Consider the following 16,061-nt stretch of genomic DNA (forward strand, 5'->3'; position numbering starts at 1 on the left):
CCTGGTGGCCGGAATCCGGGGCCCGATACCGGCCACCAGGCGCACCTCGACGAACCCGCCCCCGGACGGCCCACCCGAGGCTCCGAGGCGCGGGCCCGGCGGCCGCCAGGAACGCGAACAGACCTCACCTTCCCGGCCGCGCCGCCCACCTGTACCGCGAGGGTCCGGGCAGACGGCGGGCAGGGCCGGGGAACCGGTCGGCTTCTGCCGTCGCCGCCAACCACGGTGACCACGCACACGCCGGGTAGCCGACAGCACTCCCGCATGGGCCGCTGCCCTCCGTCGTCGCCGCCTTCTCTCTCACACTCCGACAGCCCGGCGGCCGGTCAGAGCCTTGGTGTTCACTCGTCGCCGCCGGGGCGTCCGTCGACCGCGACCCGTGCCGCGTCCACGAAGGCGGCGACCGCCGGGTGCTCGCCGCCTCCCGTCCGGAAGGCGACCTTCGACCGGCGGAAGACCGGAAGCCGGGTCAGTACCGCCCCCACGGGAGTGGGAGTGGTGGCGATCTCCGGGACGAACCCCACCCCCTGCCCGATGGCGGCCAGCGACAGCACCGTGCGGAAGTCGTTGACCTGGTGGCGGATCCTCGGCTGGAACCCGGCCGCCTGGCAGGCGCGCACGACCGTCGCGTGCCCGGTCGTCCCGTCCCGCGCGGTGATCCACGGGGCGTCGGCGTAGGGGCCGAGCAGCTCCGCGAGGGTGCCGGAGCGCCCCGCGCCCTCCGACGACGTGTCGGTACCCGGGGGAGGAGCCGTACCGGGGTCCGCGCCTGTCGCGAGATACATCGGCTCTTCCAACAGGGACACCTCGTCCACCGTGGTGTCCGGTGACGCGGGGACGAAGTCGTAGTCGTGCACGAGCGCCGCGTCCAGGTCGCCCGCCCGCAGGCCGTCGGAGACGCGCGCCGAGTCGATCTCCTGCACCATCGGCTCCAGCGCCGGGTGCCGCCGGGCCAGCTCGGCAAGCGCGGCGGGAAGGATGGTGTGGCCGCCCGAGGGGAAGGTCCCCACCCGAAGCGGCCCGCCGATGCCTTCCCGCGCCCCGGCGAGTTCGGCCACCGCCAGTTCGAGGCGTTCCAGCACGGCGTCGGCGTGCTGGACGAGGGTCCGGCCCGCGGGGGTGAGGACCACCCGCCTGCCGCTGCGCTCCAGCAGAGGCACACCCGCCTCCCGTTCCAATGCGCTGAGCTGCTGGGAGACCGCGGAGGCGGTGAAGGTCAGGGCATCGGCCACGGCCGCGATGGTGCCCCGCCGGTCCAGTTCGCGGAGCAGGTGGAGGCGGCGCACATCGAGCATAAGAACAGCTTAGGTGTTTCGCCAGAAATCGGAAATGGACCTACGGTGTCGACCTCGGCGAGGCTGGGGGCATGACCTCCGAACCGATCCTCACCGGCCTGTACGTCCCGCTGATCACCCCCTTCACCGACGACCTGCGCCTGGACCGGGGCGCACTCGTCCGCCTCGCCGACGACGCGCTGGCGGCCGGGGCCTCCGGGCTCGTCGCCCTCGGCACCACCGCCGAGTCGGCCACGCTGACCCCGGAGGAGAGGCGGACCGTGGTGCGCGTCTGCGCCGCCGCCTGCCGGGAGCACGGCGCCCCGCTGGTCATCGGCGTCGGCACCAACGACACCGCCTCCGCCATCGCCTCCCTGCGCGAACTGGCCGCCGACGGCGACGCCGCCGCGGCCCTCGTCCCCGCCCCGCCCTACATCCGCCCGGGCGAGGCCGCGACGCTCGCCCACTTCACCGCGCTGGCCGAGCAGGGCGGCCTGCCGCTGGTCGTCTACGACATCCCCGCCCGGACCGGGCAGCCCCTCAGCGCCGGGACGCTCGCCGCGCTCGGCCGCCTGCCCGAGGTCGTCGGGGTCAAGCACGCCACCGGCGCGATCGACGCGACCACGATCGAACTGCTCGACCACCCGCCGCAGGGCTTCGCCGTGCTCGGCGGCGACGACATCGTCCTGTCGCCGCTCCTCGCGGCGGGCGCCCACGGCGGGATCACCGCCTCGGCCAACATCCGCACCGCCGACTTCGCCGAACTGGCCGCCCTGTGGCGCCGCGGCGACGCCGGACCCGCCCGCAGGCTCGGCGCCGACCTGGCCCGGCTGGCCGCCGCCCTCTTCGCCGAGCCGAACCCGACGGTGATCAAGGGCGTCCTGCACGCCCAGGGCCGCATTCCCAGCCCGGCCGTCCGGATGCCGCTGCTGGCGGCCTCCGCCGCCTCGGTCGACAGGGCCGCGCACCTGGCCGACACCTCTGCCCGCCACGAGGCGCTGACCCCGTGCTGAGGCACGGACCGCCGGGCGGCCCCGGCCCCGCCGCGCGGCCATGGCCCCCGGTCAACCCCGCCCCGCCCCTGAGTGAAGCGGGCCGAAGCGGACCGGGGCCACAGGCGTTCCTTTAGTACGGACGGTCCCCCACGATGGCCACGCGCTCGGCGACGCGCGGGTGCGGGTGGTAGTCGTTCACCGCGTAGTGCTGCGTGGCGCGGTTGTCCCAGAACGCGATCGAGTTCTTCTCCCACCGGAACCGCACCTGGTACTCGGGCACGTGTGCCTGCTGGAACAGGTGCCGCAGCAGCGCGTCGCTCTCCTCGCGCTCCATGCCCAGGATGCGGGTGGTGAAGGAGACGTTGACGAACAGCGTCTTGCGCCCCGTCTCCGGGTGGGTGCGCACCACGGGGTGGTGCACCGGCGGGAACCGGTCCTGCCACTCCAGCAGCCGCTCCCGGTCCAGGAAGCGCGCGAAGCCCGGGATCACGTCGTGCTCGGCGACCGCCCCGTCGATGCGGGCCTTCACATCCTCGGAGAGGTTGTCGTAGGCGGCGGCCATGTCGGCCCACATGGTGTCCCCGCCCTGCGGCGGCACCTCGACGAGGCGGAGGATCGCCCCCAGGGCGGGCTCGCGCCGCCACGTCACATCGGTGTGCCAGACGTTCTCGTAGCTCGGAGGCATCTTCCCCTTGGCGAAGCGCGCGATGACGGCGTCGTCACCCTGGTCGATGAAGGGGTTGGTCTCCAGCTCGCCCCACATGCGGGCGATCTGCTGCTGCCGATCGGAGGTGATCGGCTGGTCGCGGAAGAACACGACCTTGAACTCCAGCAGCGCGCGGTGAATCTCGGCCCGCAGCTCCTCGGAGATCTCCTCGCGCAGGTCGACCCCGTGGATCTCGGCGCCGACCACCGGGCCGAGGGGGCGCGCCTCGAACAGCCGGTACGGCGCGGACTCCTGGCCCTCGGCGAGGCGGCGCAGCGTGCGCGGCCCCTCGACGACGGCCTCGTCCACGGTGCGCGCGTCACGCAGCCGCGTTTCCGGATTCGTTGTCGGGTTCTCGGCGATGGTCATCAGGTCGTTCCTTTCCTTCGGGAGCGCACTTCCTTCGGGAGCGCAATCGGTGGACCGGTCGCGGGGTCTCCGGACCGGGGATCGGGGGATCCGGACGGCCCGGGTGTCCTGGGGAGCCCGGGCGGTCCGGTCGCAGCGGTACGTGGTCGCGCAGCCGCGTCGGGTGATGGAGTCGGGTGCGGTGGGACGGGTGGGCGTGCTCTGGCGAACGCGTCCGGGCAGGCGCGGCCGCCGCCGGGTCGGGACGGAACGGCGTCGGTCGGCCTCAGGGGGCCGAAGAGGACGTCAGCGAAGGGCGGACAGGGATCGGCGGCGGACCGGGATCACGGCGACGGACGTCCGGCGGAGTCGGGTCTCCTGAGGAGACGGGTGTCCGTCGGCACGGCGAAGCGGAGGGAAGCGAGCCGGGATCGTCGCCCGGGACGGCGCTGAGAGGTGCGCCGGATCAGACGCTGAAAGGAGGAGACCCCAGGCGGCCGCGGAGGCGGATCACCCCGGCGGCACCGCGGCCCACGGCGCGGTCGCGTCGGCCCTGACGGATCGTCAGGAGGAGGCGGGGGTCTGTGCTCATGGCGCCGAGCATGGGGGAGAGGTCCGACGTCTGTCAAGGCGAGTCCGAGCCGTGACACCGCCCGGGAACCCGGCGCGGGGGTCGCACGTTAGGTTGTAGGCAGTAGACCCACAGCCCTGGAAAGGCTTGCACAGACATGCGGATGAGGAGCTCCAATCCCGTCCTGAAGCGGGCGATGCAGTCCGGTCAGGGCGGCGGGTACGGCCAGCAGGCATACGGCGGCTACCAGCAGCCGTATGGACAGCCCGGCCATCCCCAGCCCGGATACGGACAGGACGCCTACGGCTACCCCCAGCCCGGCGCTTACGGCCAGCCGCCCATGGCGCCCGCCCAGGGCCGGCTGACCATCGACGACGTCGTCGTCAAGACCGGCATCACGCTCGGGGCCGTGCTCGTCACGGCGGTCATCAACTACTTCATCGGGTGGATGGTCAACCCCGGCCTCGCGATCGGCCTGACCCTCCTCGGGGCCCTCACCGGGCTGGTCCTCGGCCTGATCATCGGCTTCAAGGGATCGACCAACCCGGCCCTCATCCTGGCCTACGCCGCCTTTGAAGGGCTCTTCGTCGGCGGGTTCAGCTTCTTCCTCGAAGCGCAGCTGGCGTCGAACGGGATCACCGACTCCACCACGGGCTCCCTCGCGGTGCCCGCGATCTTCGGCACGATGTTCGTCGCCGGGACGATGCTCGCGCTGTACAAGTTCAAGGTCATCCGCGTCACCAACACCTTCGTCAAGGTGGTCTCGGCCGCGGCGATCGGCTTCCTCGTCCTGATCCTGGCCAACTTCCTGCTGAGCTTCTTCATCGACGGCGGTCTGGGCCTGCGCGCCGCCAGCCCGCTCGGCCTGCTCGTCAGCGCCGTCGCGATCGTGATCGCCGCCGCCGTGCTGGCGATCGAGTTCAAGAACGTCGACGACGCCATCGCGATGGGCATGCCGGAGAAGTTCTCCTGGCAGCTCGCCTTCGGCCTGACGGTGACCCTGGTCTGGCTCTACATCGAGATCGTGCGCATGATCTGGATCGTCAAGACGCTCTTCGAGTAGCCCGAGCCGTCTGAACGGCCCGGCCGCCCTCGGAGCGGACCGGAAACGGGCCGGACCGAACACGGGAAAGGCGCCGCACCCAAGGGGTGCGGCGCCTTTCCCGCGCCGGGGATACGCCCGGTCGTCCGTCGTGGGTCGTCCTCGGGACCCGGCCTCAGGAGCGCTGCCGCGGGATGGGCTGGTGGCTCCGGTGACGGCGCACGTACTCCTGCACGATCGCCTGGGCGTAACCGCGGCTGAGCTCGTACTCGTCGGCGAGCCAGGCGCTGCGCTCGGAGCAGCGGGTCAGTGACGGCCCCTTGTCGAGGGCGTCGAACCACTCGTGGAGGTCGCGACCGGTGACGGACGGGATGCGGGCGAGCAACTGGGCGTGGATCTCCGGCGAGTGGGTCACCGCCATGGGTGCACCTCCGATGCTGAGCGGCACTTACCTGCGACCTTGCAACAGGATGAAGCCTCGGACAAGCCCCGGTGACAGGGTTTTACCCTCGGTTTCGCGGTCCGGGGCGCCCCGGTGGTCCGGGACGCCCCGATTCCTCCGCATCCGCCCGCCTCGTCGGCCCCCGCGGTCAGCTCAGCCGCTCGAAGACGGCCGCCATCCCCTGGCCGCCGCCCACGCACATGGTCTCCAGGCCGAAGGTCTTGTCGTGGAACTGCAGCCCGTTGAGCAGGGTGCCGGTGATGCGCGCACCGGTCATGCCGAAGGGGTGGCCCACGGCGATCGCCCCGCCGTTGACGTTGAGCTGGTTCTCGATGTCGATGCCGAGGTCGTCGGCCGACGGCAGCACCTGGGCGGCGAAGGCCTCGTTGATCTCGACCAGGTCGATGTCGGAGATGGTCATGTTGGCCCGGCCCAGCGCCTGCCGGGAGGCCTCCACCGGCCCCAGCCCCATGATCTCGGGGGACAGCGCGCTCACCCCGGTGGACACGATCCGCGCCAGCGGGGTCAGCCCGAGCTGGGCGGCCTTGGTGTCGCTCATGATGACCACGGCGGCGGCGCCGTCGTTGAGCGGGCAGCAGTTCCCGGCGGTCACCGTGCCGTCCGGGCGGAACACCGGCTGGAGCTGGGAGACCTTCTCGTAGGAGGTGCCGGGCCGGGGGCCGTCGTCGGCGTCGGCGACGGTGCCGTCCGGCAGCGTGACCGGGGTGATCTCGCGGGACCAGAACCCGTTCTCGATGGAGGCCTCGGCGCGGTTCTGCGAGCGCACGCCGAACTCGTCCTGGCGCTGCCGGGAGATGCCGCGCATCTGGGCCACGTTCTCGGCGGTCTGGCCCATGGCGATGTAGACGTCCGGCAGCTCGCCGTCCTCGCGCGGGTCGTACCAGGTGCCGGCGCCGCCCTCGGCGCGGCGGGCGGTGCGCTCCTCGGCCGGGGTGAACGCGGGGTTCTTGGTGTCGGGCAGGGAGTCGCTGTTGCCCTTGGTGAACCGGCTGACCATCTCCACGCCGGCGGAGACGAACACGTCGCCCTCCCCGGCCTTGATGGCGTGGTAGGCCATCCGGGTGGTCTGCAGGCTGGAGGAGCAGTAGCGGGTCAGGGTGGCCCCGGGCACGGTGTCCCAGCCGAGCTGGACCGCGATCACCCGGGCCAGGTTGTTGCCCTGCTCACCGCCGGGCAGGCCGCAGCCCAGCAGCAGGTCGTCGATGTCCTTCGGGGCGAGCTGCGGCACCTTGGCCAGTGCCGCGGTGATGATCTGGGCGGTGAGGTCGTCGGCCCGCAGGTCCTTCAGCGACCCCTTGAAGGCGCGCCCGATGGGGGAGCGCGCGGTCGCGACGATGACGGCTTCAGGCATGCTCGGGGCCCTTCCGATGGTCTGTACGGTCGTCGGGTCTGCCGTGGTAGATCCCGTTATTACCAGCAAGTTAACCTGTCGGCCGCCGAACCGGTCGCGCCGGGGTGCCCCGGCGGCCGTCGGCGGCTCAGGCGCGTGTGGGCGCGGTGCTCTCCGCACCCCCGGCGCCCGCCGTGTCCCCGGCCTGCCCGGTCTGCGCGGCCTGCCCGGCCCCCTGCGCCCCGGCCCCGGGGCGGGCCCGGCCGCCGCGGCGCAGCAGGGCGGCCCAGCGCCCGCGCGGCCCGCGCTCGCGCCCGGCCACCTGCACACCGCTGACCTCCATGCCCGGCTCCTCGGCGGCCTCCACCGCGGCCCGGTCCACCGGCAGGACGCCCTCGCCGCCGCGCCGGTCCAGCGGCGTCTCCAGCTCGGCCAGCAGCCCCAGGGCGGCGCAGGCCGACGGCAGCACCGCGGTCGCCGCGTGGGCGTACCCGCGCGCGGAGGGGTGGAACCGGTCGGGGCCGAACATCTCCTCGGGGCGGGCGGAGAAGTCGTCGGCGAGCAGGTCGGTCAGTGACACGGTGCGCCCGCCCTCCTCCACCACCGCGATGGTCTGCGCGGCGGCGAGCTGGCGCGAGGCCCGGCGGGCCACGGCGCGCAGCGGCTGCCCGATGGGGCGCACGCTGCCCAGGTCAGGGCAGGTGGCCACGACGACCGCGGCGCCCTGGGCGTGCAGGGCGCGCACCACGCTCTGCAGGTGGTGCACGGCGTCGGCCGGGCGCACCCGGTGGATGACGTCGTTGGCGCCGATGAAGACCACCGCCAGGTCGGGGGGCGGCCCGTCCAGCCGCCCGGCCTGGCGCACCAGGTCGGCCGAGGTGGCGCCGACCTTGGCGGTACTGCGCAGCCGCACCGGGCGGTGGGCGGCCTCGGAGATCCCGGCCGCCAGCAGCGCCCCGGGCGTCTGCGGCCCGTCGGTCAGGGCGAACCCGGCGGCGGTGGAGTCGCCGAGGATCGCGAACTCGATGGGTGGGCCGGTGCCGCCGCCGTAGACGCCCTCCACCTCCGGCGGCGTCCACGAGGTGAACCCGATGGCGCGGTAGGCCAGGCGCGCCTGCAGGTACAGCAGCGCCATGGTGCCGGCCCCGAGCAGGGTGAGCCCGCCGCCGCCGAACGCGGTCGCGGTCGCGATCCTCCTGGCCCGTGCGGCGCGCAGCATTGCCCCCTCCTCTGCCCCAAGGGCGGCGGTCCCCCTCGTCCGATAGCAGGATGCCCCCCGCGGGGCCGCCGTACGCACCGGCGGACCCGGGCGGGGACGGCGCCGCCCTTGTAGTGTCGGTGCCACCAGGGGAGACCGCCCCCACCAGGGGCGGGCATCCCGGACAATGGCGTTCAGAAGGGGAGCCCCGATGCGGGTGCACCAGTCGTTGATCGATCTCGTCGGAGACACCCCGCTGCTGCGGCTGAACAAGGTGACCGAGGGCCTGGCGCCGACCGTGCTGGCCAAGGTCGAGTACTTCAACCCCGGCGGATCCGTGAAGGACCGCATCGCGCTCCGGATGGTCGAGGAGGCCGAGAAGGACGGGCTGATCGGCCCCGGGGGCACCATCGTCGAGCCGACCTCCGGCAACACCGGGGTGGGGCTGGCCATCGTCGCCGCCCAGCGCGGCTACCGCTGCGTGTTCGTCTGCCCGGACAAGGTGGGCAACGACAAGCTCGCCGTCCTGCGCGCCTACGGCGCCGAGGTGGTGGTGTGCCCGACCACGGTCGCCCCCGACCACCCGGACTCCTACTACTCGGTCTCCGACCGCCTGGCCGAGTCCATCCCCGGGGCCTGGAAGCCGGACCAGTACGCCAACCGGAACAATCCCGAGTCGCACTACCGGTCCACCGGCCCGGAGATCTGGGAGCAGACCGAGGGGCGGATCACCCACTTCGTCGCGGGCATCGGCACCGGCGGCACCATCACCGGGGCCGGCCGCTACCTCAAGGAGGTCTCCGAGGGCCGGGTCAAGGTCATCGGCGCCGACCCGGAGGGGTCGGTCTACTCCGGCGGCAGCGGGCGCCCCTACCTGGTGGAGGGCGTCGGCGAGGACATCTGGCCCGAGACCTACGACCCGTCGGTCTGCGACGACGTCGTCGCGGTCAGCGACAAGGACTCCTTCCTGATGACGCGCCGCCTGGCCAAGGAGGAGACGCTGCTGGTGGGCGGCTCCTGCGGCACGGCGGTGGAGGCGGCGCTGCGGGTGGCCGCCACCGCCTCCCCCGACGACGTGATCGTGGTGCTGCTGCCCGACGGCGGGCGCGGCTACCTGGCGAAGATCTTCAACGACGAGTGGATGGCCGACTACGGGTTCCTGGCCACCGGGACCGAGGAGCCCACCGCCGGGGACGTGCTCGCGTCCAAGAGCGCCTCGCTGCCGGAGTTCGTGCACGTCCACCCGCACGAGACGGTGGGCACGGCGGTGGAGGTCATGCGCGAGTACGGGGTCAGCCAGGTCCCCGTGATGAAGGAGGAGCCGCCGGTCATGGCGGCCGAGGTGGTCGGCTCCATCGCCGAGCGCGACGTGCTCGACGCCCTGTTCGCCTCCCGGGCGCGGCTGCAGGACACCGTCGGCGACCACATGAGCGCGCCGCTGCCGGTGGTCGGCGGCGGCGAGCCGGTCAGCCGGTGCGTGGAGCTGCTGCGCGGCGCCGGGGCGCTCGTGGTGCTGCGCGACGGCAAGCCCGCCGGGGTGCTCACCCGCCAGGACCTGCTGGCGCACATGGCGGGGTAGCCCCGGGCGCGGCCCGGCCCCCGTCCGTCGGGCGGGGGCCGCGGGCGGAGGCGGCGCCGGCGCCTATTACAGTTCACCACGGTATTACCCGTCGGTAGATTCGAGGCTGCAGGTGGCACGGCTGACGTCCTGGGTCGCGCGCGGGCTGTGGGGGTGGCTCCGCCGCAACGCCGACGTGCGCGCGGACACCCGCGCCGCGCGCCGGTTCGCCGCCTACGGGCCCGGCACCTCCATCGCCTTCCCCACCGCCACGGTCTTCGGCGAGCCGTGGATCGCCCTGGGCGCGCACACCCTCATCGGCGCCGACATCACCCTGTCCGCCGGGATGCTGCCCGGGATGGACCTGGGCCCCGAGCCGCTGGTGCGGATCGGCGACGGCTGCACCATCGGCCGCGGCTCGCACGTGGTGGCGCACTGCTCGGTGGAGATCGGCGACCACGTCTTCACCGGCCCCTACGTCTACATCACCGACCAGAACCACGTGTACAGCGACCCGCACACCCCCGTGGGGCTGCAGTGGCCGCAGGACGCCCCGGTCCGCATCGGGTCGGGCACCTGGATCGGCGCCAACGCGGTGGTGCTGCCCGGGGTGCGGCTCGGGCGCAACTGCGTGGTGGCCGCCGGGACCGTGGTGCGCCCCGGCGCCTACGCCGACCACAGCGTCATCGCCGGGGTGCCCGGCAAGGTGGTGCGCCGCTACGACGACGAGGCCGGGTGGGAGCCGCCGCTGCGCCCGGACGGCGACGGCGCCCACCCCGCGCGCCGCGGCTGCCCGGGCACCGCCCCGCCGCCGGACTGAAGGGCCCCGGCGGGCGGTGCGCACTAGTGTGGGCGCCATGACGTTCGACGGGTTTGAGACGCTGGCGATCCACGCCGGTCAGGAGGCCGACACCGAGACCGGTGCGGTCGTCGTCCCCATCTACCAGACCAGCACCTACGCCCAGGACGGCGTGGGCGGTCTGCGCGGCGGCTACGAGTACTCGCGCACCGCCAACCCCACCCGCAAGGCGCTGGAGGAGTGCCTGGCCGCGCTGGAGGCCGGCGCCCGGGGGCTGGGGTTCGCGTCCGGCATGGCGGCCGAGGACACCCTGCTGCGCACGGTCGCCGGGCCCGGCGACCACGTGATCATCCCCGGCGACGCCTACGGCGGCACCTTCCGGCTCTTCTCCAAGGTGCTGGAGCGCTGGGGGGTCGCCTGGGAGGCGGTGCCGCAGACCGACCCGGACGCGGTGCGCGCGGCCGTGCGGCCCGAGACGGTGGCGATCTGGACCGAGACGCCCACCAACCCGCTGCTCAACATCACCGACATCGAGGCGCTGGCCGGGATCGCGCACGACGCCGGGGCGCTCCTCGTCGTGGACAACACCTTCGCCTCGCCCTACCTGCAGCGGCCGCTCACCCTGGGGGCCGACGTGGTGGTCCACTCCACCACCAAGTACCTGGGCGGCCACTCCGACGTGGTCGGCGGCGCCCTCGTGGTCGCCGACCCGGAGCTGGGCGAGCGGCTGGCCTTCCACCAGAACACCATGGGCGCGGTCGCCGGACCCTTCGACGCCTGGCTCACCCTGCGCGGGGTCAAGACGCTGGGCGTGCGGATGGACCGGCACTGCGCCAACGCCGAGCGGATCGCCGACGCGCTGCGCCACCACCCGGGCGTGAGCGAGGTGGTCTACCCGGGGCTGGCCGAGCACCCCGGGCACAAGCTGGCGGCCCGGCAGATGCGCGGCTTCGGCGGGATGGTCTCCTTCCGGCTGCGCGACGGCGAGAAGGCGGCGCTGCGGATGTGCGAGCGCACGCAGGTGTTCACGCTGGGCGAGTCGCTGGGCGGGGTGGAGTCGCTGATCGAGCACCCGGCGCGGATGACGCACGCCTCGACCGCCGGGTCCCCGCTGGAGGTCCCCGCCGACCTGGTGCGGCTGTCGGTGGGCATCGAGTCCGGCGACGACCTGGTGGCCGACCTGCTGGCGGCGCTGGACTGACCGGCGCGCCCGACCGCGACCGCGGCCCCTCCCGGGAAGCCGGGAGGGGCCGCGCTGTCGTGCGGAGGCCGCCGCGGCGCCCTCGCCTCTTCGGCGCTTACGCCCCGGTGCGGCCGTAGGCCGCGAGGCGGGCGTCGAGGCCGTCCCCGTAGTCGCGGAAAGAGCGGTGGACCGGGCGCGCGGCGGTGCCCCGTTCGGTCCCGGCGATGACCGCCCGCGCGGCTCGGGCCACCTCCCCGGGCGCGGGGAGCAGCCCCAGCGCCAGGTAGCGGGTGTCCTCCAGGGCGACCCAGCCGTCGGCGTCCATGGGGCCGAAGCGCCAGCCGCTCTCCTCGTCCCAGACGAACCGCAGCCGCCCGCCGTCGGCGCCGCGCGCGATGACCGTCGCGTCGCGGGGGTCCATCGGGTCGTTCCAGTGGTCGAGCACCTCGGTGCCGCCCTCGGCCAGCGCGGCGGCGACCGCGTCGACGTAGGGCTGGGGCAGCAGGACCCACGCGGGGGTGTAAGGCGCGGGCATCAGGCCGTTTCCGTTCACGGCGCGTCCTTGTCTAGAACTGTGAGGAATATGAGGACATTGTGAAAGCGACGATGCGAAAGTGAAGAGGAAGGGGTGTGCGCTCGGGTTCAGGGTGGCCGCGTCCCCGTCTCCGGTCAGGGATATGCGGTGTGGGCCCACGGCGCCAATGGGGCGCGCGGGTGTTGTGCAGCCGTGATGATCTCCGACCGTTCCCGGTCGGCGTGCTCATGCCCCTCCACGGACATTGATGTCCGTTTTCGTCCTCAGGATCCCTTTCGTTGCCCCGAATGGCGGGCGTGTCCGGCGCGGGCCGGACACGCGGTCCATTCGGGACGCTCCGCGGCCGTTTCCGTGCGCGGACCGGCCGCCCTCAGATCAGGGCGCCGGTCCGGCCGCGCCGGCCCTCCGCGTCGGCGCGGTCGCCGAGGCTCTCGGGGAAGCAGAGCCCGGAGACGGTGCGGCCGGCGCCGGAGAAGGAGCGGGTGTCGCTTCCGTCGCGCAGCGCGCGGTAGCGGCCGCGGTCGTTGCGCTTGATCCCGATGGAGGCGGCGATCAGCAGCCCCAGCAGGGTGCTGAAGAACACCACCAGGACCAGCAGCAGGATCCCGATGACCAGGGGCATCTTTCATCCTCCTTTCGAACCGCGCGGACCCGTGGGTCCCACGCGACCCCGGAGGCTCTCCGGGGTGAGGAACGGACCCGATGCGGCCGGGGGAGGGAGAAAGATCGTCTTCTTCGGCGTTCCCCTGTTCAGCTTCATCAGATTCATTCCTATGATTATCACCATCGGCTCCTGGCGGCGTTGCGTCAAGACCGGTGAGTAGAATTATTGGTACGAATCGGCGAACGGGAGCGGACAATGGAGCCTCGGCACCTGGAGATCGCCCAGGACCTCATGGAGGACATCGACCAGGGCCGCTACGCCCCCGGCGCGCCGCTTCCCACCGAGGACCGCCTGATGGAGCTCTACGGCACCTCGCGCAACACCGTGCGCCGGGCCATGCAGGAGCTCACCAACCGCGGCCGGATCGACATCAAGCAGGGCAGTGGCAGCACTGTGCGCCGCTACCGGCCCACCACCCACCTGGCGAGCTCCGCCGAGGGCGAGGCCGACGACGAGCGGTACGCCGCCTACGTGCGGCGGATGCGCACCGAGCAGGGGATCGAGCCCAACCAGCGGCTCCGGGTGATCGTGGAGTCCGCCGGGCCGACCGTCGCCGACCTGCTGGAGCTGGGCCCCGCCGAGGAGGACCGCTACGTCGTCATCCGCCGCTGCGACCGCTACCTGGCCGGCCGCCTCTGGCAGCGGCAGCTCTCCTACTACCCGCGGCGGCTCGCCCAGGGGTCGGACCAGGGCTCCGAGCTCATGACGCCCGAGGACATCCAGCGCGGCACCCGGACCCTGCTGGCGGAGATGGGCTACCCGCAGACCCGCTCGTGGGACGTGGTGGGCGCCAAGATGCCCTCGCTGAAGGACTCCACGCTGTTCGGGATCGGGCCGGGCATCCCCCTGATCGTGCACGACCGGCTCGCCTACTCGGGGGACGAGCCGGTCCGGTTCACCAAGACGCTGATGCCGGCCGACCGGCACCAGCTCATGTACTTCGAGGGGGAGATGACCCCCGAGCAGCTGCGCGCGGGGACCGATCTGAACATCTACGACCACTAGCGGGTGCGCGCGGGCGGCCTCGGGGCGTCACGGAAGGCCAGGCCGACGACGCGCCGCCCGGATGCCGACAGTGGGCCTCCTTCGGACTCGTCGCGCAGGGACCGGTAGCCGCCCTTCCGGTCGCGGCTGCGGATGCCCAGGGAGACGGCGAGCAGGAAGCCGAGCGCGAGGCCGGTGACCACCAGCCCCGCGACCAACAGAAGGACCGCCATGGGGCGCCCTCCTTCCCGGTCTCGGACCCGCCAGGGGGTGCGGCGGGGGAGTCGGTGCCGGGATCGGCGTCGATCCGCGGAGTATCGTCGGTTGTCCCACCCATGGATGAGGTGGGACCAGGACAGCGGTTTGGACTTGTTGGTACAGGCTGCATACCCCTCGAGGGACGGTTCATGCGCGAGGAGAGCAGATATCGGAGGATCGCCCGGGTCCTCCGCAGGGAGATCCAGGGCGGAGACCTCGCTCCGGGGGACCGGCTGGCCTCGGAGAAGGAGCTGGAGGAGCGCTTCGAGGCCTCCCGCAACACCGTGCGCCTGGCCCTGGGCATGCTGCGCAACCAGGGGCTCGTGGTCAGCCACCCGGGCCGGGGCCATTTCGTGCACGACGTGCTGCCGGTGACCTACTACGCCAACCGTTCGGCGAAGGAGACCGGGTCGGGCATCGAGTTCGCCGCCTTCGGCGCGGGCGCGCGGGTGGCCGAGCTGCTCATCGAGAGCGCGTCGGCCGAGGTCGGAAGCAGGCTCCGCATCCCGGAGGGGGAGCGGGTGGTGGTGCGCCGCACCCACGGGTACGTGGACGGCCGCCGCGCGATGCGCCGCACCTCCTACTATCCGATGGACATCGCCGAGGGCAGCCCGCTCATGCACCCGGCCGACCTGCCGGAGGGGGCGGCCGCCGTGCTGGCCGGACTCGGCCACCCGCAGGCGGGCCACGTGGACGAGCTGCAGACCCGGATGCCCACCCCGGAGGAGGCCGAGGAGCTGGCGATCGGGCAGGGGGTGCCGGTGCTGGAGCTGTACCGCACCGGCTACTCGGCGGTCCGCCCGATCGTGCTCGAATGGGTGGTGTTCGCCGGGAACGGCGCCCGGTTCCAGTACGAGATCGACGACGTCAGCGCATACCGAAGGGACTGACGGCAGCGATGAGCGCGCCCAAGAGGACGATCGTGGCCGAGCACCTCCGCCAGGCCCTGATGAGCGGCGACTACCAGCCGGGGGAGCGGCTCCCGCACGAGGGGGAGCTGGCCGACCGCTTCGGGGTGTCCCGCGGCACGGTCCGCACGGCGCTGCGGACCCTGCAGGAGGAGGGCAGGATCAGCATCCTGCCGGGGCGCGGGGCCGAGGTGCGCGAGTACAGCCCGATCGTCCACCTGGCCACAGGGGTGAGCGGCGGCCGCGACTCCGAGCGCTTCGACACCGGCTACGCGCCGAACCTGCGGGCGCAGGGCTACGACTCGGTGGTCGAGGAGATCAAGGTCGTCATCGAGGAGGCGCGCCCCAAGGTCGCCCGGCGCCTGGGCCTGCCCGACCCGTCCGGCTCCGCGCCCGCCTCCCCGCCCACGCCCCTACCCTCCTCCGCCGACCAGCGGATCGTGGTCCGCCGCTGCGACCGGTTCGTCGACGGGGTGCTGTGGGAGTCGCAGACCAGCCACATGCCGTACGGCATCGCGGGCGGCACCGAGCTGATGTCGCCCGAGCGCATCGCCAGGGGCATCGACCAGGTCCTCGCCGAACTGGGGCACGAGCGCGCGTGGTCGTGGGACGTGGTGGGCGCGCGGATGCCGACACCGGCCGAGACCGACGCGTTCGGCCTGCGCCCCGGCGTCGTACTGCTGGTCCAGGAACGGGTCGCCTACGCGGGCGAGCGGGCGATCCGCTTCACCGAGACGGTGATGCCGGCCGATCGCCACCAACTCCTGTACGCCGACGGCGACGCCCCGGGAGAACTGCTCCTGCTGGCCTCGGACGTGAGCATCTTCGAGATTTGAGGACCAACGGCGGGCGGGGTGGCGGTCCTACCTGCGCCGTTGGCGGCCGCGCGGCGTCTGCGTGGTCGCGGTGGCGGGGGCGGCTCGGCTGGTCCCCCGCTGACGGGCCTCGGCCGTCCGCCGGGCCGCCGGGGTGCGAGGGAGAGGGCGGCGACGACGAAGGTGGGCGGCCCTTGCGGCAACGCTGTCGAGCGAGAGGCGTGTGCGTGGTCGCTGTGCTTGGCAGCGACGGCGAGAGCGGCACGGTTCCCCGGGCCTGCTTGCCGTCCGGCGGGTTCCTCGCGGTGCGGGTGGTGGGGGCGGCTCGGCCGGTTCCCCGCTGACGGGCCCCGCCGTCCGCCGGGCCGCCGGGGCGCCCTCCTCGCGATGATCTCGACAAATGTGCTGCCAAAACCGCCGGGATGACAGC

16 protein-coding genes are annotated in these 16,061 nt (G+C 73.2%); 8 read left to right on the forward strand and 8 right to left on the reverse strand.

Annotated elements, in window-relative coordinates:
- Window positions 1-341 precede the first annotated feature (341 nt).
- Window positions 342-1,295 carry a LysR family transcriptional regulator gene (locus O4U47_RS30085; RefSeq protein WP_270681382.1) on the reverse strand — a complete coding sequence of 318 codons (954 nt, stop codon included), beginning with the start codon at window positions 1,293-1,295 and terminating at the stop codon, window positions 342-344.
- 71 nt (window positions 1,296-1,366) lie between these two features.
- Here O4U47_RS30085 and O4U47_RS30090 point away from each other — a divergent pair, with 71 nt between their 5' ends.
- A complete protein-coding gene (locus O4U47_RS30090; RefSeq protein ID WP_270681383.1) occupies window positions 1,367-2,287 on the forward strand; it encodes a dihydrodipicolinate synthase family protein in 921 nt (306 codons plus the stop codon).
- A 112-nt stretch (window positions 2,288-2,399) separates the two neighbouring features.
- Here the strand turns inward: O4U47_RS30090 and O4U47_RS30095 are convergent, their stop codons facing one another.
- Window positions 2,400-3,344, reverse strand: a complete 945-nt coding sequence (locus tag O4U47_RS30095; protein ID WP_270681384.1) for a TauD/TfdA dioxygenase family protein — start codon at window positions 3,342-3,344, stop codon at window positions 2,400-2,402.
- A gap of 707 nt (window positions 3,345-4,051) precedes the next feature.
- On the opposite strand from O4U47_RS30095, the gene O4U47_RS30100 reads away from it, so the two are divergent.
- Window positions 4,052-4,957 (forward strand): Bax inhibitor-1/YccA family protein, encoded by a 906-nt coding sequence (locus O4U47_RS30100; RefSeq protein WP_270681385.1) that lies wholly within the window; start codon window positions 4,052-4,054, stop codon window positions 4,955-4,957.
- 154 nt (window positions 4,958-5,111) lie between these two features.
- On the opposite strand, the gene O4U47_RS30105 is transcribed toward O4U47_RS30100, so the two are convergent.
- The 3 genes from O4U47_RS30105 to O4U47_RS30115 all read right to left on the reverse strand — a co-directional run bounded on the left by O4U47_RS30105 (window position 5,112) and on the right by O4U47_RS30115 (window position 7,948).
- Window positions 5,112-5,357: a DUF4287 domain-containing protein gene (locus O4U47_RS30105; protein ID WP_270681386.1), complete on the reverse strand. Its 246-nt coding sequence runs from the start codon at window positions 5,355-5,357 to the stop codon at window positions 5,112-5,114.
- Window positions 5,358-5,526: 169 nt separating this feature from the next.
- Window positions 5,527-6,750, reverse strand: a complete 1,224-nt coding sequence (locus O4U47_RS30110; RefSeq protein ID WP_270681387.1) for an acetyl-CoA C-acetyltransferase — start codon at window positions 6,748-6,750, stop codon at window positions 5,527-5,529.
- Window positions 6,751-6,877: 127 nt separating this feature from the next.
- Window positions 6,878-7,948, reverse strand: a complete 1,071-nt coding sequence (locus O4U47_RS30115; RefSeq protein WP_270681388.1) for an SGNH/GDSL hydrolase family protein — start codon at window positions 7,946-7,948, stop codon at window positions 6,878-6,880.
- A 190-nt stretch (window positions 7,949-8,138) separates the two neighbouring features.
- Between O4U47_RS30115 and O4U47_RS30120 the strand changes: the two genes are divergently transcribed.
- The 3 genes from O4U47_RS30120 (at window position 8,139) to O4U47_RS30130 (ending at window position 11,485) form a co-directional block, all read left to right on the forward strand.
- Complete coding sequence (locus O4U47_RS30120) at window positions 8,139-9,506, forward strand: cystathionine beta-synthase (RefSeq protein WP_270681389.1); 1,368 nt, start codon at window positions 8,139-8,141, stop codon at window positions 9,504-9,506.
- A gap of 112 nt (window positions 9,507-9,618) precedes the next feature.
- Window positions 9,619-10,305: an acyltransferase gene (locus O4U47_RS30125; RefSeq protein WP_270681390.1), complete on the forward strand. Its 687-nt coding sequence runs from the start codon at window positions 9,619-9,621 to the stop codon at window positions 10,303-10,305.
- Between the two features lie 37 nt (window positions 10,306-10,342).
- On the forward strand, window positions 10,343-11,485 hold the full coding sequence (locus O4U47_RS30130) for a cystathionine gamma-synthase (protein WP_270681391.1): 1,143 nt from the start codon (window positions 10,343-10,345) through the stop codon (window positions 11,483-11,485).
- Window positions 11,486-11,582: 97 nt separating this feature from the next.
- Here the strand turns inward: O4U47_RS30130 and O4U47_RS30135 are convergent, their stop codons facing one another.
- Together O4U47_RS30135 and O4U47_RS30140 are read right to left on the reverse strand one after the other, a co-directional pair.
- Window positions 11,583-12,020 (reverse strand): DUF6292 family protein, encoded by a 438-nt coding sequence (locus O4U47_RS30135; RefSeq protein ID WP_270681392.1) that lies wholly within the window; start codon window positions 12,018-12,020, stop codon window positions 11,583-11,585.
- Between the two features lie 352 nt (window positions 12,021-12,372).
- Window positions 12,373-12,624: a hypothetical protein gene (locus O4U47_RS30140; protein WP_270681393.1), complete on the reverse strand. Its 252-nt coding sequence runs from the start codon at window positions 12,622-12,624 to the stop codon at window positions 12,373-12,375.
- Window positions 12,625-12,861: 237 nt separating this feature from the next.
- On the opposite strand from O4U47_RS30140, the gene O4U47_RS30145 reads away from it, so the two are divergent.
- A complete protein-coding gene (locus tag O4U47_RS30145) occupies window positions 12,862-13,671 on the forward strand; it encodes a GntR family transcriptional regulator (RefSeq protein WP_270681394.1) in 810 nt (269 codons plus the stop codon).
- Here the strand turns inward: O4U47_RS30145 and O4U47_RS30150 are convergent.
- Window positions 13,668-13,883 carry a hypothetical protein gene (locus O4U47_RS30150; RefSeq protein WP_270681395.1) on the reverse strand — a complete coding sequence of 72 codons (216 nt, stop codon included), beginning with the start codon at window positions 13,881-13,883 and terminating at the stop codon, window positions 13,668-13,670. The genes O4U47_RS30145 and O4U47_RS30150 overlap by 4 nt on opposite strands.
- A 174-nt stretch (window positions 13,884-14,057) precedes the next feature.
- On the opposite strand from O4U47_RS30150, the gene O4U47_RS30155 reads away from it, so the two are divergent.
- On the forward strand, window positions 14,058-14,798 hold the full coding sequence (locus tag O4U47_RS30155; protein ID WP_270681396.1) for a GntR family transcriptional regulator: 741 nt from the start codon (window positions 14,058-14,060) through the stop codon (window positions 14,796-14,798).
- A gap of 8 nt (window positions 14,799-14,806) precedes the next feature.
- Window positions 14,807-15,652 (forward strand): GntR family transcriptional regulator, encoded by an 846-nt coding sequence (locus O4U47_RS30160; protein ID WP_270681397.1) that lies wholly within the window; start codon window positions 14,807-14,809, stop codon window positions 15,650-15,652.
- Window positions 15,653-16,061 lie beyond the last annotated feature (409 nt).

The organism is Nocardiopsis suaedae, assembly GCF_027706745.1.
In the GTDB taxonomy this organism is placed as follows: domain Bacteria; phylum Actinomycetota; class Actinomycetes; order Streptosporangiales; family Streptosporangiaceae; genus Nocardiopsis_A; species Nocardiopsis_A suaedae.